The sequence below is a fragment of the Gordonia alkaliphila genome (assembly GCF_039542465.1).
Lineage (GTDB): Bacteria > Actinomycetota > Actinomycetes > Mycobacteriales > Mycobacteriaceae > Gordonia > Gordonia alkaliphila.
The window spans coordinates 12,440-30,527 of sequence record NZ_BAABIE010000017.1 but is presented as its reverse complement, the minus strand read 5'-3'; the positions used below and the strand labels follow the sequence as shown (position 1 = coordinate 30,527).

The 18,088-nt window shown below is 69.3% G+C and carries 15 protein-coding genes; 9 read left to right on the top strand and 6 right to left on the bottom strand.

The annotated features are described in order from the left end of the window. Position 1: 1 nt before the first annotated feature. Genes ABD989_RS15810 through ABD989_RS15790 form a run of 5 tightly spaced genes read left to right on the top strand, consistent with a single transcriptional unit; the run spans position 2 to position 6,146 of the window. Positions 2–2,017, top strand: coding sequence for an ATP-binding protein (locus ABD989_RS15810; RefSeq protein WP_345314198.1), 2,016 nt, complete (start codon positions 2–4; stop codon positions 2,015–2,017). Beyond that, a complete protein-coding gene (locus ABD989_RS15805; RefSeq protein ID WP_345314197.1) occupies positions 2,018–3,175 on the top strand; it encodes an acyl-CoA dehydrogenase family protein in 1,158 nt (385 codons plus the stop codon). 16 nt (positions 3,176–3,191) lie between these two features. Continuing rightward, positions 3,192–3,995, top strand: a complete 804-nt coding sequence (locus tag ABD989_RS15800) for an enoyl-CoA hydratase family protein (protein ID WP_345314196.1) — start codon at positions 3,192–3,194, stop codon at positions 3,993–3,995. Then, entirely contained in the window at positions 3,992–4,597 is a 606-nt protein-coding gene (locus ABD989_RS15795; RefSeq protein ID WP_345314195.1) for a TetR/AcrR family transcriptional regulator, read from the top strand. Before ABD989_RS15800 ends, ABD989_RS15795 begins: the two co-directional genes overlap by 4 nt. After that, on the top strand, positions 4,590–6,146 hold the full coding sequence (locus tag ABD989_RS15790; RefSeq protein ID WP_345314194.1) for an acyl-CoA carboxylase subunit beta: 1,557 nt from the start codon (positions 4,590–4,592) through the stop codon (positions 6,144–6,146). Before ABD989_RS15795 ends, ABD989_RS15790 begins: the two co-directional genes overlap by 8 nt. Positions 6,147–6,159: 13 nt before the next feature. Here ABD989_RS15790 and ABD989_RS15785 read toward each other — a convergent pair whose 3' ends face one another. Further along, positions 6,160–6,507: a cupin domain-containing protein gene (locus tag ABD989_RS15785; protein ID WP_345314193.1), complete on the bottom strand. Its 348-nt coding sequence runs from the start codon at positions 6,505–6,507 to the stop codon at positions 6,160–6,162. A 90-nt stretch (positions 6,508–6,597) separates the two neighbouring features. On the opposite strand from ABD989_RS15785, the gene ABD989_RS15780 reads away from it, so the two are divergent. Further along, complete coding sequence (locus ABD989_RS15780) at positions 6,598–7,482, top strand: exodeoxyribonuclease III (protein ID WP_345314192.1); 885 nt, start codon at positions 6,598–6,600, stop codon at positions 7,480–7,482. 109 nt (positions 7,483–7,591) lie between these two features. On the opposite strand, the gene ABD989_RS15775 is transcribed toward ABD989_RS15780, so the two are convergent. From ABD989_RS15775 to ABD989_RS15755, 5 genes are all read right to left on the bottom strand, one after another. Next, complete coding sequence (locus tag ABD989_RS15775) at positions 7,592–8,425, bottom strand: DUF4190 domain-containing protein (RefSeq protein WP_345314191.1); 834 nt, start codon at positions 8,423–8,425, stop codon at positions 7,592–7,594. 464 nt (positions 8,426–8,889) lie between these two features. Continuing rightward, a complete protein-coding gene (locus ABD989_RS15770; RefSeq protein ID WP_345314190.1) occupies positions 8,890–10,005 on the bottom strand; it encodes an NDMA-dependent alcohol dehydrogenase in 1,116 nt (371 codons plus the stop codon). A 68-nt stretch (positions 10,006–10,073) separates the two neighbouring features. Next, entirely contained in the window at positions 10,074–11,570 is a 1,497-nt protein-coding gene (locus tag ABD989_RS15765) for an aldehyde dehydrogenase family protein (protein ID WP_345314189.1), read from the bottom strand. 166 nt (positions 11,571–11,736) lie between these two features. Further along, the gene (locus tag ABD989_RS15760; RefSeq protein WP_345314188.1) at positions 11,737–13,344 is read right to left on the bottom strand and encodes a sigma-54-dependent Fis family transcriptional regulator; all 1,608 of its coding nucleotides are present in this window, start codon (positions 13,342–13,344) and stop codon (positions 11,737–11,739) included. 11 nt (positions 13,345–13,355) lie between these two features. Further along, positions 13,356–14,501, bottom strand: coding sequence for an MFS transporter (locus ABD989_RS15755; protein WP_345314187.1), 1,146 nt, complete (start codon positions 14,499–14,501; stop codon positions 13,356–13,358). 474 nt (positions 14,502–14,975) lie between these two features. On the opposite strand from ABD989_RS15755, the gene rpsL reads away from it, so the two are divergent. From rpsL to fusA, 3 genes are all read left to right on the top strand, one after another. Continuing rightward, positions 14,976–15,347 (top strand): 30S ribosomal protein S12, encoded by a 372-nt coding sequence (gene rpsL, locus ABD989_RS15750; RefSeq protein ID WP_246992059.1) that lies wholly within the window; start codon positions 14,976–14,978, stop codon positions 15,345–15,347. A 3-nt stretch (positions 15,348–15,350) separates the two neighbouring features. Continuing rightward, a complete protein-coding gene (gene rpsG, locus ABD989_RS15745; RefSeq protein ID WP_246992057.1) occupies positions 15,351–15,821 on the top strand; it encodes a 30S ribosomal protein S7 in 471 nt (156 codons plus the stop codon). A 105-nt stretch (positions 15,822–15,926) separates the two neighbouring features. After that, positions 15,927–18,032 (top strand): elongation factor G, encoded by a 2,106-nt coding sequence (gene fusA / locus ABD989_RS15740; protein ID WP_345314186.1) that lies wholly within the window; start codon positions 15,927–15,929, stop codon positions 18,030–18,032. Positions 18,033–18,088 lie beyond the last annotated feature (56 nt).

The window sequence follows — 18,088 nt, the reverse complement described above, 5'->3', positions numbered from 1 at the left end:
CATGAGCAACCAAATCACTTCCGTCCTGGTGGCCAACCGCGGCGAGATCGCCTGCCGCGTCTTCGCGACCTGCCGCGAGATGGGTATCGGCACGGTGGCCGTCTTCTCCGACCCCGACGCCGACGCGCCCCACGTGCGGGCCGCCGATGCGGCGGTGCGCCTGCCCGGCGCCACCTCCGCCGAGACGTACCTGCGCGGCGACCTGGTGATCGCCGCGGCGCAGCGCGCCGGTGCGGACGCCATCCATCCGGGCTACGGATTCCTGTCCGAGAACGCCGAGTTCGCGCAGGCGGTGATCGATGCCGGTCTGATCTGGATCGGCCCGCCGCCGACCGCCATCACCGCGATGGGCTCCAAGGTCAACGCCAAGGAGGCCATGAAGGCCGCCGGGGTGCCGGTGCTGTCGGATCTGGATCCGGCCGCGGTGACCGAGGCCGACCTGCCGCTGCTCATCAAGGCCTCCGCCGGCGGCGGCGGCCGCGGTATGCGCATCGTGGCAGCACTCGACGAAATCGAGGACGCCGTCGCGGCGGCCCGCCGCGAAGCCGAGTCGGCCTTCGGCGACCCCACCGTCTTCTGCGAGCCGTACATCGAGCGCGGTCACCACATCGAGGTGCAGGTGATGGCCGATACGCACGGCGGCGTCTGGGCCGTGGGCGAGCGCGAATGCTCCATTCAGCGTCGCCACCAGAAGGTGATCGAGGAGGCCCCGGCCCCGCTGGTCGAGCGGATCGGCGCCGAGATGCGGACCGCGCTGTACGACGCGGCGCGCACCGCGGCATCGTCGATCGGCTACACCGGCGCGGGCACCGTGGAGTTCCTCGCCGCCGGCGACGGCCGCTTCTTCTTCCTGGAGACCAACACCCGGCTCCAGGTGGAGCATCCGGTCACCGAGATGACCACCGGCGTGGACCTGGTGGCGTGGCAGTTGCGGGTGGCGCAAGGGGAGCCGCTGGACGGTCCCGAACCCACCGCCACCGGCCACTCGATCGAGGTCCGCCTGTATGCCGAGGATCCGGCGCAGGACTGGCAGCCGCAGTCGGGCACGGTGCACACCATCGACATTCCCTCCGATGTGCAGTTCGGGCTGCTGAGCCGTCCGGGTCTGCGGGTGGATTCCGGCGTGGCCGACGGCAGCGAGATCTCCACTTATTACGACCCCATGCTCGCCAAGGTGATCTCGTGGGCGCCGACCCGGACGCGCGCCGCGGCCATGCTGGCCCGCGGCCTCGCCGACGCCGAGATCCACGGTGTGGTGACCAACCGCGACCTGCTGGTGAACATCCTCCGCGAGGAGCAGTACCTCACCGGGGACACCGACACCGCCTACCTGGACACCGTGGGACTGGCGGCGCTGTCGGCTCCGCTGGCCGACGAGAAGAGCGTGCGGGTGGCCGCGGCCGCGGCGGCGTTGGCCCAGTCGGCGGCCAATCGTGCGGCCGCGACGGTGCTGACCGGGCTGCCGTCGGGTTGGCGCAACATGGCCTCCGGCTACCAGCGCAAGACCTACGTGTCGACCCACGCGGGTGAGACCGCCGAGACCGTGGTCGACTACCGCATCACCCGCGGCGCGGTGGAACTGCCCGACCTCGAGGGCGTCGAAGCGCTTTCCTGGACGCCCACCGAGGCGGTGCTGCTGGTGGACGGCGTGGCCCGCCGCTACCGCGTGGCGGTGGTCGGTGAGCAGGTCTTCGTCGACTGGCCCGGTGCCGGTGTCGCGTTCACGCGCGCACCCCGGTTCATCGACCCGTCGTCGGTGGCCCGCCCCGGATCGTTGCTGGCGCCGATGCCCGGCGCGGTGATCCGCGTCGCGGTCGCCGAGGGCGATCGCGTCACCCAGGGCCAGCCGCTGCTGTGGCTGGAGGCGATGAAGATGGAGCACACCATCAGCGCCCCGAGCGACGGCGTGGTGGCCGTGCTCGCCGTGACCGAAGGCCAGCAGCTGTCCGTCGGGGACGTCCTCGCCGTGATCGCCGACGAGGCCGAAGAATCCACTTCCGAAGAGATTGAGGCGTAAATGAAGTTCACCGAACCCGCTGAGCACACCGAACTGCGCGCGGCCGTGGCCGCGCTGGGCGCAAAGTACGGCCCGCAGTACTTCCAGGACTGCGCCCGCCAGGGCCGCAAGACCGACGAGCTGTGGAAGGAAGCCGGTGAGCTGGGCTTCATCGGTGTCAACCTGCCCGAGGAGTACGGCGGCGGCGGTGCCGGCATGGCCGAGCTCGCGATCGTCATGGAAGAGCTGGCCGCTTCGGGTACCGGGCTGCTGATGCTGGTGGTCTCCCCGGCCATCTGCGGCAACATCATCGCCCGTTTCGGCACCGACGAGCAGAAGCAGCGGTGGCTGCCGGGCCTGGCCGACGGCACGTTCACGATGGCCTTCGGCATCACCGAGCCGGACGCGGGCTCCAACTCGCACATGATCACCACCACCGCCCGCCGGGACGGCGACGAGTGGCTGCTGTCGGGCCAGAAGGTCTTCATCTCCGGCGTCGACCAGGCCGACGCGGTGCTGATCGTGGGCCGCACCGAGGACGCCAAGACCGGCAAGCTCAAGCCCGCGCTGTTCGTGGTGCCCACCGATTCCCCCGGCCTCGAAGCCAAGGTCATCGAGATGGAGCTGGTGAACCCGGAGAAGCAGTTCGCACTGTTCCTCGACGACGTGCGCCTGCCCGCCGACGCCCTCGTCGGCTCGGAGGACGCCGGACTGTCGCAGCTGTTCGCCGGTCTGAACCCGGAGCGCATCATGGCGTCGGCCTCGGCGGTCGGTATGGCCCGCTACGCGCTCGACAAGGCCGTCGCGTACGTCAACGACCGCACCGTCTGGAAGGCGCCGATCGCGACGCACCAGGCGATCTCGCATCCGCTGGCGAAGATCAAGATCGACACCGAGATGGCCAAGCTGATGATGCAGAAGGCCGCCTCGCTGTACGACTCCGGCGACGACTGGGGCGCCGCGGAAGCGGCGAACATGGCCAAGCTGGCCGCCGCCGACGCGGCGGTGGCCGCTGTCGATCAGGCGGTGCACTCGATGGGCGGCAACGGCCTCACCGTGGAGTACGGGGTGGCGCCGATGATCGCACTGTCCCGGATCGCCAAGATCGCTCCGGTGAGCCGGGAGATGATCCTCAACTTCGTCGCGCAGGCCAGCCTCGGCCTGCCGAAGTCGTACTGAGAGTGACGGATTCGCGATGACCGACACCCCCGAGACCCTGGTTCGCACGGCCACCGACGCGGCCGTCACCACCATCACGCTCGACTCACCGCACAATCGCAACGCCCTCAGCTCCACGCTGGTGCGGCAGTTGCGGGAGGCGATCGAAGCGGCAGGCGCCGACCCCGCCGTCCGCGCGGTGGTGGTGACCCACACCGGTGGAACCTTCTGCGCCGGTGCGGATCTGGGGGAAGCGGTGGGCCGCGGGCTCACGCCGGAGGAGGCCACCGCCGAGGTCGGCAGCTCCATGTCGTCGCTTATGCGGTCGTTCCTGGACCTGCCCAAGCCGGTGATCGCGATGATCGACGGCCACGTCCGCGCCGGCGGTTTCGGTCTGGTCGGGGCGGCCGACATCGCCGTCGCCGGACCCCGCTCGAGCTTCGCGCTGACCGAGTCGCGGCTGGGGCTGGCCCCGTCGATGATCTCGGTGGTGCTGCTGGCCAAGATGACCGCGCGCTCGGCGGGTCGCTACTTCCTCACCGGTGAGACCTTCGACGCCCCGACCGCGGTGGCCAGCGGATTCCTCACCGCTGCAGCCGATTCCGCCGAGGACCTGCAGGCGCAGGTGGCGGCGATCTGCGAGAGCGTGCGCAAGGCCTCGCCGCAGGGGCTGGCGGCGTCGAAGGCGCTGACCACCGCCGACCTGCTCGACGGTTTCGACGAAGCGGTCGCCGCGCGGGCCGCCGAGTCGATGGCGCTGTTCGGTTCCGACGAGGCACGCGAGGGCATGACGGCGTTCCTGTCCAAGCGCAAGCCCTCCTGGGACGCGAGCTCCTCGTGACCGTCGCGGCCCGGGAACCCCGGCAGGAACGTTCGCGTCAGACCCGCGAGCGGTTGCTGTCGGTGACCGTCGACATGCTGGCCGCCAAGGGGTGGTCGGCCACGACGGTCACCGCGGTCGCCGAAGCGGCCGGGGTGTCTCGGGGCGCGGCCCAGCATCATTTTCCCGCGCGGGAGGACCTCATCACCGCGGTGCTCGAGTCGATGTTCGAGGTGATGACCGCCGAGGCGGCCCAGACTCTGGAAAACCTGCCCGAGGGGCCCGAACGGATCGACGCCGTGGTGGAGCGGGCGGTCTCTATCTACACCGGTCTGCAGTTCAAGGCGGCCCTGCAGGTGTGGGCGGCGGCGGCCTCCGACGAGAACCTGCGCGAACTGATTCTGCCGCTGGAAGCCAAGCTGGCCCGGGCGGCGCACAAGCTCACCGTGGCCGGTCTGGATCCCACCGGCGCGCACGGGGCCACGGCCCACCGACTGGCCCAGATCACCTTGGACCTGGCGCGTGGTTTCGGCCTGGCCGACACCCTCTCCGACGACTCGGCGCGACGCGCGCAGGTGACCGCGGCGTGGGTGCAGCAGGTGAAGGCGGCGCTGGATGTCTGACACTCCCGCCGACCTCCTCGGCATCCGCGCGGACCTGCTCCAAGTGCTGGCACGCGGGGCCCTGACCGAGGACGCGGCGCGGCCCGACGCCGTCGCCAAGCTGCATGCGCGGGGCGGCCGCACCGCCCGCGAGCACATCGCCGCCGTCGTCGACCCCGGATCGTTCGTCGAGTACGGCCGGTTCGTGACCGGTGCCCAGGAGGACCGGCGGTCCGTCGACGAACTGCTGGATCGGACCGTGGCCGACGGCATCGTCGGCGGCCTGGCGACGATCGACGGCCGCAGTTGCGCCGTGCTGTCGTACGACTACCTGGTGATGGCCGGAACTCAGGGCATGCGCGGGCACGTCAAGACCGATCGTCTCCTCGACGTCATCGAACGGCTGCGCCTGCCGACCTTGTTCTTCGCGGCGGGCGGCGGCGGCCGACCCGGCGACACCGACATCCCGTTGGCCTCGGCCCTGGACACCCCCACCTTCGCGGCGTGGGCGCGGCTGTCCGGCAAGGTGCCGCGCATCGCCGTGGTCGACGACAACTGTTTCGCCGGTAACGCGGTGATCGCCGGCTGTGCCGACCTGATCGTCGCCTCCGACCGCAGTTCCCTCGGCATGGGCGGCCCCGCGATGATCGCCGGCGGTGGGCTCGGTGACGTCGCGGCCGCCGACGTGGGCCCCCTGGAGGTGATGGCCGCGAACGGTGTGGTCGACGTGGCCGTCGAGCAGGCCGACGTGGAGGAGGCCGCCCGCGACCTGCTGGGCTATTTCCTGGGCGCGACGCCCACCTGGTCGGCGCCGGATCAGACGGTGCTGCGCACCCTGGTCCCGGAGACCGAGAACGTGGCCTACGACCCGATGCCCATCATCGAGACCCTGTGCGATGCGGAGTCGGTGACCGTCCTGCGGAGCGAGTTCGCCCCGGAGCTGGTCACGGCGCTGGGGCGCATCGAGGGCCGGACCGTCGGCGTGCTGGGCAACGACACCCAGTACGTGGCCGGGGCCATCACCGCCGACGCGGGCGACAAGGCCAGCCGCTTCCTGCAGCTGTGCCAGGCCAACGGTTTTCCGGTGCTCTCGCTGGTGGACACCCCGGGCATGATGGTGGGTCCGGCGGCCGAGGCCACCGCGATGGTGCGGCACTGTTCGCGGTTGCTCATCGCCGGTGCCGCGCTGACCGTGCCGCTGGTCGGCGTGATCCTGCGGCGCGGCTACGGTCTCGGCGCGCAGGCGATGCTCGGCGGCAGCACCCGCGAACCGCTGCTGACGCTGGCCTGGCCGGGTGCACACCTGGGCCCGATGGGGCTGGAGGGTGCGGTCCGACTGTCCATGCGCGCCGAGCTCGCGGCCATCGCCGACGACGCCGAACGCGAGCGCACCGTCGTCGAACTGACCGCGCACCTGCGCGAACACGCCTCGGCGCTCAACGTCGCACGGTACGGGGAGATCGACGACGTGATCGATCCGGCGCAGACCCGCGGGCTGATCGCCCGACTGCTCGAGGCGGCGGCGGCCCCGCCGCCCCCGAGTGCCGGCGGGGCCGTCGACGTCTGGTGATCGGCGACGGCCGTCAGTCGGCCGGGCCGAGGTGCGGCTCCGCGGTGGGGCCGGGGTGCGGCGGCGGTTCCTTGAGCTCGACGAAGAGCACGTGGGTGGCGGTGTCGCCGATGTTCTCCCCGGCATGCTCCTGCGCGGGCAGCCACCCGACGAACCCCGCGTCCATCTGCACCTCGCGGGCCGCGTCGCCGCTGATCAGTCGTCGGCGGAAGCTGCTCAGCGTGTACATGACGCTGTCGGGATGCCGGTGGGGCGTCGTGCGATGACCGGGTCGGTCGGTGTACTCGAGCACCCGAACCCGATCGTTCTCGAAGACGACCTTGTAGACATCCCCATTGCTGACCGCCGGATCACTGGTCATCTTTCGACGATACGCCCCGTCTGACCTGCGAACAACGGTCTGCGACCGCCGGATTCGGTGGCCGCGCCGCCGCGCGGCTACCGTGGGCGCATGCGAGTGGTGACGTGGAATGTGAACTCGGTGAAGCCGCGGATTCCGCGGCTGCTGCCGTGGCTGGACGAGCGCGAGCCCGACGTGGTGTGCCTGCAGGAGACCAAGGCCACCGACGAGGCCTTCGCCGCCGAACTGGGCGAGGAGCTGGCCGCGCGCGGCTACGAGTTCGCACACTTCGGTCAGGGGCAGTGGAACGGGGTCGCGATCCTCAGCAAGGTGGGGCTCGACGACGTCCGGATCGCCTTCCCCGAGGCGCCCGGCTTCCCGGACCCGACCGCCGCGCCGGAGGGCCGGGCGATCTCCGCGGTGTGCGGCGGCCTCCGGATCTGGTCGGTGTACGTGCCCAACGGGCGGGAAGTGGATTCGGACCACTACCGCTACAAGCTGAACTGGCTGAGCAAGCTGCGGTCCGCGGTGGCCGACGACGCCGCCCAGACCATGGTGTGCGGCGACTTCAACATCATCCCCGCCGACCGGGACGTCTTCGACCCGACCGCCCTGGTCGGGCACACCCACGTCACCGACGCCGAGCGGGCCGAACTGGCCGGCCTGCTCGACCTGGGCATGGTCGACGTGCAGCGTGCGCACTGGCCGCAGGCGCAGATCTACTCGTACTGGGACTACCGCGCAGGCATGTTCCACAAGGACCTGGGCATGCGGATCGACCTGGTGGTGGCCGGGGCGCCCGTCGCCGAGCGAGTGCAGGCGGCGTGGGTGGATCGCAAGGCGCGCAAGGGCACTAAGCCCAGCGACCATGCGCCGGTCGTCGTGGACCTCGACACCGCACCCGACGGCAACGTCGGCCCGATGGTGCCGCCGCCGTCGCGCCCGGCCAAGCCGGCCCCCGGCTCGGTCCGCCTGCCGCACTCGATCGCCGACTGACCCGCCCGCGCGGAGTTCCTTCCCGATTGACGACTCCGCTCCCGCGCACCTTCAGAAGGCGCGCGGGAGCGGAATCGTCAATCGGGAACCGTTGCGAGCGTGAATGCGCTCAGAGCGCGCTGAGTTGCAGGACGATCAGGACGTACCAGGCGACGACGGTGACCTGCACGGCCAGGGTGATGTAGCCGAGGATGATTCCGGCCAGGGCGAATCCGGAGCGCGGCTGTCCCTCGCGCTTGCTCTGCGCACTCGACATGTGTCCGAGGATGACCGCCACAATGCTCAACGCCGTCAGTCCGAAGACGAACGATGCGATCGCCAGGCCGTTCGGTCCGGTGCTGGGCCCGTGCGGGGGCGTACCCACGCCGTACACGGCCTGCCCGTCCGCAGTGTGCCCGACGACGATGCGCTGCGGACCCATGGGTGCGACCCGCCGCGGCGGGCTGGCGAATTCCATCTTGCTGCGGGGATCGAGGTAGGCGGACACCCACGCGATGACGACGGGCAGCGCAGGCAGGAGAAACATCAGGTATTGGCCGGTGCGCAGCGCTATTCCTGCCTCAGTGGCAAGGAACAACAGAACGACTGGCAGCGAAGCAGCCACTGCTACCAGCGTAGATGTGAGCGGATCTCTGGAACGAGCGATACTCCACGCCAGTCCACACAACGCCGGTACCAGAAGGGCCAGTAGTTCCGGCGGGATGAGAACGGCGACGTTCAGTAGCGCTTGTGAGGCGACCAACGCGCCCAGGAGCAGCGCTATGCCGGAGCAGGTCAATGCCAGGCGACGTGACTTCGTTGTTTCCGCGGCGAGGGCGACCCCGACGCACATCGCAAGAGGTGCGATGACGAGAGCCAGTATCGGCGTCCCACCGAGAACGAAGAGCGCGCCCCAGAGCGCCACTCCGACCGCGATGGCCACGAACGTGTAGGCGCCGGCCATTCGGCCGTCGCTCACTCGCTCTGGAAGATCGCGCCGGGGCGCGGCCTCGGCGGTTTCTACTCCTCGTGCGCGCGCGACCTGCCCTGCGGTCTGTCGAGGCGGCGGAAGGAACCGGTCTTCGCTCGCGCGGCCGGTCTGGCGCGGAATCTGCTGCGTCGGGCCGGGCGCGCTCGGCGGGTATCCGTACTGATGCGGTGGGCCGCCACCCACATGCGGCGGTACCCCGGGCGCAGGCATTGGCCGCGGGGGTCGCGGTGGTGCGCCCGGATGTCGGGCTGGGGGCAGCGGTCCTTGGCTGTTCATAGCGCCGCCAGTATCCGACAAATCCCCACCGGACGCTATCCCATCAGGAAATCCCGCGCGGAGATCTTTCCCGATTGACGACTCCGCTCCCGCGCACCTTCTGAAGGCGCGCGGGAGCGGAATCGTCAATCGGGAACCGCGTCAGAGCGGTCGCGGCTCGATCAGGAGGCGTGGTTGATGACGCCTCGGATGTTCTTGCCGTCGCGCAGGTCCTGGTAGCCCTCGTTGACCTGCTCCAGCGAGTAGCGCTGGGTCACCAGCTCGTCGAGCTTGAGCTCGCCGGCGTCGTACAGGCGCAGCAGTTTGACGATGTCGTACTGCGGGTTCATCGACCCGAACAGCGTGCCCATGATCGTCTTCTGGTTCAGCGTCAGGTCGGTGCCGGAGACCTGCACGGTGAGCTCGGCCGGGTCGGCCAGGCCGGTGATCACCACGCGCCCGCCCTTGCCGATGATGGCGGTGGCGTTGCTGACCACCTCCTTGTCGACGGTGCCGACCAGGATGAGCGCCGCGTCGGCGCCCTGACCCCAGGTGAGCTCGTTGACCTTCTCCGCTGCCTCTTCGGCGGTGGCGAAGGCGTGCGTGGCGCCCATCTTCAGCGCGGTGTCCCGTTTGAGTTCCGCCGGATCGACGACGACCACGTACTTGCAGCCGGCCGACACCGCGCCCTGGACGGCGTTGATGCCGAGGCCTCCGATGCCGTAGATCACCGCGGTGTCGCCTGCGCGGAGGTTGCCCGCGTTGACGGCGGTACCCCACCCGGACGGGACGCCGCAGCCGACCAGAACGGCGGTCTCCAGCGGCAGCCAGTCGTCGACCTTGACCACCGAATGCTGGGAGATGGTGGCCCGCTCGGCGAAGGTGCCGAGCATGCACATCGCGCCGAAGTCCTGGCCGTCCGGACCGTGGAAGCGGAACGTGCCGTCGGGCATGGAGCCTTCGAGGATGGTGGCGCCCATGTCGCACAGGTTCTGACGCCCGGTGGAGCAGTAGCGGCAGGTGCCGCAGTTCGGGATGAAGCTGCAGACGACGTGGTCGCCGGGCTTCACCTTGGTCACGCCCGGGCCGACTTCCTCGATGATGCCGGAGCCTTCGTGGCCGCCGACGATCGGGTAGCGCGGCGGCAGGTCGCCGTCGGTCAGGTGCAGGTCCGAGTGGCACAGGCCGGCGGCGGTGTACTTGATCAGCACCTCGCCGGGGCCGGGCGGATCGAGCTCGAGCTCCATGATCTGGAACGGTTCGCCCGGGCCCAGCAGGACAGCAGCTTTGGTCTTCACGGTGATCTCCTTGAGGGGTGTACTTGTTGAGGGTGTTTCGCTGAGGGGTGTCGCGGAAGCGCGAGGGGTCAGAGCGCGATGTTGACGGACTTGACCTGGGTGTAGGCGTCGATGGCGGAGTCGCCGAGTTCACGGCCCCAGCCGGACTGCTTGAAACCGCCGAAGGGCAGCGCGGTGTCGAAGCCGTTGTACTGGTTGACCCACACCGAGCCGGCCTGCACGGCGGCCGCGGTGCGGTGGGCCTTGGACAGATCCTTGGTCCAGATCCCGGCGGCCAGGCCGTAGATGGAGTTGTTGGCGGCGCGGGCCACGTCCTCCTCGTCGTCGAACGGCAGGGCGGCCACCACCGGGCCGAAGATCTCCTCTTCGACGATCGAGTAGTGGGGCTCCACGTCCACGAATACGGTCGGCTCGATGAAGTAGCCACGATCGCCCCAGCGGTTGCCGCCGGTCAGCGCGCGCGCACCGGAGGCCAGGCCCTGCTGGATGTAGCCGTTGACCCGGTCGAACTGCTCCTGCGAGACCAGCGGACCCAGTTCGGTGGTCGGATCCAGACCCGGGCCGATCTTGGCGGCGGCGGCCGCGTCGGCCACGGCCTGCGTGAAGTCGTCGAAGATCTCCCGCTGCACGAACATCCGGGTGCCGGCCACGCAGCACTGGCCGTGGTTGAACATCCAGGCGGCGACCGAACCGGCGACGGCGGCCTCCAGATCGGCGTCGGCGTAGACGATGTTCGGGCTCTTGCCGCCGAGCTCGAGGGTGACCTTCTTCAGGTTGCCGGTGGCGGCCTGCACGATCTTCTTGCCGACCTCGGTGGAACCGGTGAACGCCACCTTGTCCACGTCCATGTGGGCCGACAGCGCGGCACCGGCGTCGCCGAAACCGGTGACGATGTTGACCACGCCGGGCGGGAATCCTGCCTCCTCGAAGACCTCACCGAGCAGCAGCGCGCTGAGCGGGGTCTGCTCGGCAGGCTTGAGCACCACCGTGTTGCCTGCGGCCAGCGCGGGCGCCAGCTTCCAGGTGGCCATCAGGATGGGGAAGTTCCACGGAATGATCTGGCCGCACACGCCCAGCGACTCGCGGCGGGTGTAGGCGTGGAATTGGCCGTCCGGTGCGAACGGCATGGACGGGGTGATCGACGACCCCTTGATCTTGGTGGCCAGGCCGGCGTTGTAGCGCCAGACGTCGGCCGACCAGCCCACGTCCACGGCGGTGGCGATGGCCACCGACTTGCCGTTGTCGAGGGCCTCGAGCTGGCCGAAGATCTCCGCGCGCTCGGACAGGATGTCGCCGACCTTCCAGATCAGGCGTTCGCGCTCATTGGGCTTCATCCGCGACCACGGGCCCTCGTAGGCGGCACGGGCGGCGGCGACGGCGCGGTCGATGTCTTCCGCGGTGCCCTTGGCGACTCGGGTGATCACCTCGCCGGTCGCCGGGTCGACGGTCTCGAACTTCTCGCCCGACGCGGCGTCCACCCAGGCGCCGCCGATCAGCAGCTGTCGATCACGGGAGACGAAGTCGGCCACGGCGGGCAGAAGTGCGGGGGTCAAGACGGCGGTCATCGGATCCTCCTCCCGGCCGCCTCGGGGGCGGACCGGCGATACGGGGCATATGAGATCTGCGCCACTGTGGCGCAGATCTCAGTGTGCCCCTATTCGCTGAGGTCGCGCTGTCCGGAAACTGAACAGCGCCGATGGACAGCCGTGAACAGCTGTGGACCGGGTGCGGTCAGCGCCCGATGTCGAGGGCCCGGATGCGGGCGTACAGGGTGGTGCGACTGATGCCGAGGGTTTTGGCGGCATGGCTCTTGTTGCCGCCGGCGGCGTCGAGGGCGTCGACGATCGCCAGGCGTTCGGCGTGCTCGAGACCCAGGAGGCGGGATACGCGCGCGGAACCGCGGTAGTCGCGCGGCAGATCGTGCACGTCCAGCGTGCGCGACCCGCGGGCGCGGGCCACCGCGGCGGCCTGCTCGAGCACCATCGCCAGTTCGGGGAAGTTGCCGGGCCAGTCCTGCGATGCCAGCGCGTCGGCGGCGTCCGCGCCCAGTTCGAGGCTGTCGGCACGCAGGAACTCCTGCGCGAGCGCGGCCAGTTCGGTGCTGCGCTGGCGCAGCGGCGGCAGGGTGGTGCGGTGGCGGCAGCGCGCCACCAGGGCCGCCGCGCCGGGGCCGAGTGTGTCGGGTGGTCCGGTCACCACCACGATCGGCGGTTCGGCGCCGCTGCGGGCGCTCACCGCGGACTGCAGCAGCGCCAGGGAGCGTTCGTCGAGGAGGTCGGCGCCGTCGATCACCACGCCGTGCCCGCGGCTGCGAGCCAGGCGCAGCGCGGCGGCCAGGTCGATCGGGGCGTCGTCGATCAGCGCGGCCGGCACGTCGATCACCACCGCGGCCGCCCGATCGGCCACCGTGAATGCGCGGGCGGTCCGGCCGGTGCCGGGCTCGCCGCAGATCGCCACCGTGGGCGCGCCGGCCGCAGTGCTGCGCGAGGGCAACGACGCCGGCGACAAGTCGGACAGCTGCGGACGGAGGCGGAACACCGCGGCATGCCGGACGGACGGCACGCGCACGGCCTGCACCGCCACGGTGACCCCGGAGAGGAGAGTGATCGTCGGCGGCACGTCGTTCTGTTCCACCAGCTGTCGCAAAGTGCCGAAGTCGCCGGGCGCCAACAGTTGCGCGGCCAGGGAGTTGGACAGCTGGAGGTCGTCGCCGAGGGCGGCGACCGCGGTGTCGCGTCGTTCCGCGGCCTTCTCGTAGGCCGCGATCACCCGGCGGTGGTCCGACGACGAGCGGGACAGCAGGCGATCGGCGATGTCCTCGACCACCCCGCGGACCAGTGGCACCGACAGCGGATTCAGGCGCGGCGCGGCCTGGGTCATGCACAGGATGCCGGCCACCCGGCGGGTGGTGGGATGGATGATCGGCTGCCCGAAGCAGCTCAGGAACCGGAACTGCTCCAGGTAGTGGTCCTCGGCGTTGATCACCACCTCGCCGCGCACCTCGGCGACGGTGCCCAGCGCGGTGGTGCCCATCGCGGCCTCGGTGAAGGTCGCGCCGGTGACCGCACCGGCGTCGGCGAGGGTGCGCTCCAGGGACGCGTCGGCACTTACCCGCGCCACCATCCGGCTGCGGTGGTCCACCAGCAGCAGCGCCGCCGGGGTGCCGTGCAACTGCTCGGCGGCGCGGGCGAGGATCGGCCGGGCCGCATCGAGCAGCGGGTCCGACGACGAGATATCGGCGAGCACCGGATCGGGTCGGGCGTCGGGGGCCAGCCCGCAGTCCCGAGCCCGTTGCCAAGATGCGGCGATGACCTGTCGTTGGGGCAGCGAAGTGGTCACAGCCTCCACTGTTACACGGCGGGCAGGCTGTCCTCCAGGAATCGCGGTCGGCAGATCACGTAGCCGCCGATCAGCATCAGGCAGGTGGCGACGACGAGCAGACTCAGCGAGAGCCCCCAGCCGCCGCTGACCTCGCGCAGGATGCCGAACAGGAGCGGCCCGGCGCAGGCCAGCAGGTAGCCGACGCCCTGGCCGAATCCGGACAGCGATGCCGAGCCCGCCGCGGTGCGCGTGCGCACGTTGATCAGCGTCAGGGCCATCGGGAACGAGCTCACGCCCAGCCCGGCCAGCAGCACCCACGCGATGGTCCCGGTCAACGGGGCCCAGTACAGCCCGGCGAGACCGCTGAGCATGCAGGCCGCGAACCCGACGACGAAGCCGTAGGGGTTGGCGAAGCGCAGGCACAGCCACGGCGCCACGAAGGTCGCCAGGAAGCCGACCCCGGCGAACGCGGCGACCGCCGTCCCGCCGAGCGCGTCGTCGGCGCCGGCATCGGCCAGCAGTTCGGGGATCCAGGTCAGCAGGGAGTAGGTCATCAGCGACGTCATGCCGAACAGGAACACCAGGCCCCACGCGATCGGCGAGCGCCACACCGGCAGCCGCGGGGTCGCGGCGGTCTCGATCTCACCGGATGTCTCGGCGCGGCGTCGTTGTGCCACCGCGATCCACGGCACCAGGGCAAGCAGTGGAATCACCGCCCAGCCGGCGAGCGCCCACCGCCAGCCGACGGCGTCGGCGGCCGGCACCGCCACTGCGGCCGGAACCGTGGTGCCCAGCTGCACGCACAGGATGTAGGCGGTGCTGCTGGCCGCGATGCGGCGCGGGAAGTAGCGCTTCACCAGCGGCGGGATCAGTACGTTGCCCAGGCCCATGCCGAACAGCGCCACCGCGGACAGCGCCATCAGACTCCACGTGTCGCCGGCCAGGCCGCGCAGGCCGGTACCCGCGGCCGTCACGATCACCGCGCCCACCGTGGCGATCTCCAGTCCGAATCGCCTGCCGAGTCCCGAACCGACCAGTCCGGCGACACCGAACATCAGGGTCGGCAGCATGCCGATCGCGCCGATCGCGGCGTTGCCGAAACCGAGGTCGTCGGAGACGCGGCCCAGCAGCGGCGTCAGGGAGGTCACGGCCGCCCGCAGGGACAGAGCGAACACCAGGATCGCGAGCAGTACGAGGACTTGGCCGCCGCGGTGCGAACCGCGGGAGAGGGGGGCGCATCAGCAGCGCGCCGGGATGAGGTCGAGAGTCACCGGACACCTGTGTCATGGTGGCAGTCGACGGTGCGTCACGCGACCCGATAACGGTGCGATCAAACCCACGTCCATCATTTTGACCTGTCGAAACTCGGGCGGTAGAGTAGATCGTCGGTGTCCAGCACGCTAGATGCCGCCCGCCCGAAATCGGAATCACCTTCGATTGCCGGGTGGGGGTCGTGAACCAGTCGTACCCCGTACGACACGCCCGACTACGGGTGCAGAATAACTCATTGACCAGGGCGGAAGTCCTGGTGGGGCGAGTTGCGGAAGTTGCTCACAGCGCCGTTCCGGTGCGGTGAGCTTCCTGCCCGGAGCACCAACCGCGACGAAAGACAGGCCGACACCACGTCGGCCACGAGGAGAAAGAACCTAGTGCCAACTATTAACCAGCTGGTCCGCAAGGGCCGCAAAGACAAGGCTTCGATCAAGAAGACCGCAGCCCTGAAGGGCAGCCCGCAGCGTCGTGGCGTGTGCACCCGCGTGTACACCACCACCCCGAAGAAGCCGAACTCCGCTCTCCGGAAGGTCGCCCGTGTGCGTCTGACCAGTGGCGTCGAGGTCACCGCTTACATCCCGGGTGAAGGCCACAACCTGCAGGAGCACTCGATGGTGCTCGTCCGCGGTGGTCGTGTGAAGGACCTCCCCGGTGTTCGTTACCGCATCGTCCGCGGCTCGCTCGACACCCAGGGTGTCAAGGACCGCAAGCAGGCTCGCAGCCGTTACGGCGCAAAGAAGGGGAACTGATCCATGCCTCGTAAAGGACCCGCACCGAAGCGCCCGCTGATCCAGGACCCGGTTTACGGTTCCACGCTGGTCACCCAGCTGGTCAACAAGATCCTGCTGGACGGCAAGAAGTCGACCGCCGAGCGCATCGTGTACCAGGCTCTCGAGCAGACCCGCGACAAGACCGGCACCGATCCGGTCATCACCCTCAAGCGCGCGCTGGACAACGTCAAGCCGACGCTCGAGGTCAAGAGCCGTCGCGTCGGTGGCGCCACCTACCAGGTGCCCATCGAGGTCAAGCCGGGCCGCGCCAACACCCTGGCCCTGCGTTGGCTGGTGACCTTCAGCCGTCAGCGTCGTGAGAAGACCATGGTGGAGCGTCTCGCCAACGAGCTGCTCGACGCCTCGAACGGCCTCGGGGCCGCTGTGAAGCGTCGCGAGGACACCCACAAGATGGCCGAAGCCAACCGCGCGTTCGCGCACTACCGCTGGTGACAACCCTGCGCAAGGCTGATCCAAGGATTAGCCTTGCGCAGTGGCCACCGCCGCGGCCCGCGTACTCCGCAGACCTTTTTCCGCTGACTCCCCGAAGGGAATCCCATGGCACAGGAAGTGCTGAACGACCTCACCAAGGTCCGCAACATCGGCATCATGGCGCACATCGATGCCGGTAAGACCACGACGACCGAGCGCATCCTCTACTACACCGGTGTGAACTACAAGATCGGTGAGACCCACGACGGTGCCTCGACCACCGACTGGATGGAGCAGGAGAAGGAGCGGGGTATCACCATTACCTCCGCGGCCGTCACCTGTTTCTGGGATGACAACCAGATCAACGTCATCGACACCCCGGGCCACGTCGACTTCACCGTCGAGGTCGAGCGCGCGCTCCGCGTGCTCGACGGCGCCGTCGCCGTCTTCGACGGCAAGGAGGGCGTCGAGCCCCAGTCCGAGCAGGTCTGGCGCCAGGCCACCAAGTACGACGTCCCCCGCATCTGCTTCGTCAACAAGATGGACAAGATGGGCGCGGACTTCTACTACACCGTGAAGACCATCGTCGACCGTCTCGGCGCCACCCCGCTGGTGCTGCAGCTCCCGATCGGTGCCGAGGATGCCTTCGACGGCGTCGTCGACCTGATCGAGATGAAGGCCCTGCTGTGGCCGGGCACCGTCGCGATCGGCACCGAGGCCACCGTCGCCGAGATCCCCGCGGATCTGCAGGAGCGCGCCGAGGAGTACCGCGAGAAGCTGCTGGAGAAGGTCGCCGAGTCCGACGAAGCTCTCATGGAGAAGTACTTCGCCGGCGAGGAGCTCTCGATCGATGAGATCAAGGGCGCCATCCGGAAGATGACCATCAACTCCGAGGTCTACCCGGTGCTGTGCGGCACGGCGTTCAAGAACAAGGGCATCCAGCCCATGCTCGACGCCGTCGTCTCCTACCTGCCGAACCCGCTGGACATCGGCGAGATCGAGGGCCACGTTCCGGGTAACGAGGAGGAAGTCCTCACCCGTAAGCCGAGCAAGGAAGATCCGTTCTCGGCGCTGGCGTTCAAGATCGCCGCTCACCCGTTCTTCGGCAAGCTCACCTTCGTGCGCGTCTACTCCGGCCGGGTCGATCCGGGCACCCAGGTGCTCAACGCGACCAAGGGCAAGAAGGAGCGCGTCGGCAAGCTCTTCCAGATGCATGCCAACAAGGAGAACCCGGTCGACGACGCGGTGGCCGGCCACATCTACGCGATGATCGGCCTGAAGGACACCACCACCGGTGACACCCTCTGCGACGTCGCGAACCCGATCGTTCTGGAGTCCATGACCTTCCCGGACCCGGTCATCAACGTCTCGATCGAGCCGAAGACCAAGTCGGACCAGGAGAAGCTGGGCACCGCGATCCAGAAGCTCGCCGAAGAGGATCCGACCTTCTCGGTGCAGCTCGACGAGGAGACCGGCCAGACCGTCATCGGCGGCATGGGCGAGCTCCACCTCGACATCCTGGTGGACCGCATGAAGCGCGAGTTCAAGGTCGAGGCGAACGTCGGCAAGCCGCAGGTGGCCTACCGCGAGACGATCCGCAAGACCGTCGAGAAGCACGAGTTCACCCACAAGAAGCAGACGGGTGGCTCGGGCCAGTTCGCGAAGGTCATCATCAAGCTCGAGCCGTTGGTCGACGCCGAAGACGGCGCGACCTACGAGTTCGCCAACGCCGTCACCGGCGGTCGTGTCCCGCGCGAGTACATCCCTTCGGTGGATGCCGGTGCGCAGGACGCGATGCAGTACGGCGTCCTGGCCGGCTACCCGCTGGTCAACCTGAAGGTCACTCTGCTCGACGGTCAGTACCATGACGTCGACTCGTCGGAAATGGCCTTCAAGATCGCCGGTTCGCAGGCTCTGAAGGAGTCTGCACGCATGGCAAGCCCCGTCATTCTGGAACCGATCATGGCCGTCGAGGTCACGACTCCGGAGGACTACATGGGTGACGTCATCGGCGACCTGAACTCCCGCCGTGGTCAGATCCAGGCCATGGAGGAGCGCAGCGGTGCCCGCGTCGTGAAGGCTGCGGTCCCGCTGTCGGAGATGTTCGGCTACATCGGAGACCTCCGGTCGAAGACCCAGGGCCGTGCAAACTACTCCATGGTCTTCGACTCGTACGCCGAGGTTCCGGCGAACGTGGCGAAGGAGATCATCGCGAAGGCGACGGGCGAGTAATTCGCCCGCCCGCTTACGCGGCCCGCGCTGCGGCGCAATAAACTGTCAATCACTTC

Bases quoted from the DNA above. Each gene is read 5' to 3' on its own strand.
- ABD989_RS15780 (WP_345314192.1), top strand. From the start codon at position 6,598: ATGCGAGTGGTGACGTGGAATGTGAACTCGGTGAAGCCGCGGATTCCG.
- ABD989_RS15765 (WP_345314189.1), bottom strand. From the start codon at position 11,570: ATGACCGCCGTCTTGACCCCCGCACTTCTGCCCGCCGTGGCCGACTTC.
- ABD989_RS15810 (WP_345314198.1), top strand. From the start codon at position 2: ATGAGCAACCAAATCACTTCCGTCCTGGTGGCCAACCGCGGCGAGATC.
- ABD989_RS15800 (WP_345314196.1), top strand. From the start codon at position 3,192: ATGACCGACACCCCCGAGACCCTGGTTCGCACGGCCACCGACGCGGCC.
- ABD989_RS15775 (WP_345314191.1), bottom strand. From the start codon at position 8,425: ATGGCCGGCGCCTACACGTTCGTGGCCATCGCGGTCGGAGTGGCGCTC.
- ABD989_RS15805 (WP_345314197.1), top strand. From the start codon at position 2,018: ATGAAGTTCACCGAACCCGCTGAGCACACCGAACTGCGCGCGGCCGTG.
- fusA (WP_345314186.1), top strand. From the start codon at position 15,927: ATGGCACAGGAAGTGCTGAACGACCTCACCAAGGTCCGCAACATCGGC.
- rpsG (WP_246992057.1), top strand. From the start codon at position 15,351: ATGCCTCGTAAAGGACCCGCACCGAAGCGCCCGCTGATCCAGGACCCG.
- ABD989_RS15790 (WP_345314194.1), top strand. From the start codon at position 4,590: ATGTCTGACACTCCCGCCGACCTCCTCGGCATCCGCGCGGACCTGCTC.
- ABD989_RS15785 (WP_345314193.1), bottom strand. From the start codon at position 6,507: ATGACCAGTGATCCGGCGGTCAGCAATGGGGATGTCTACAAGGTCGTC.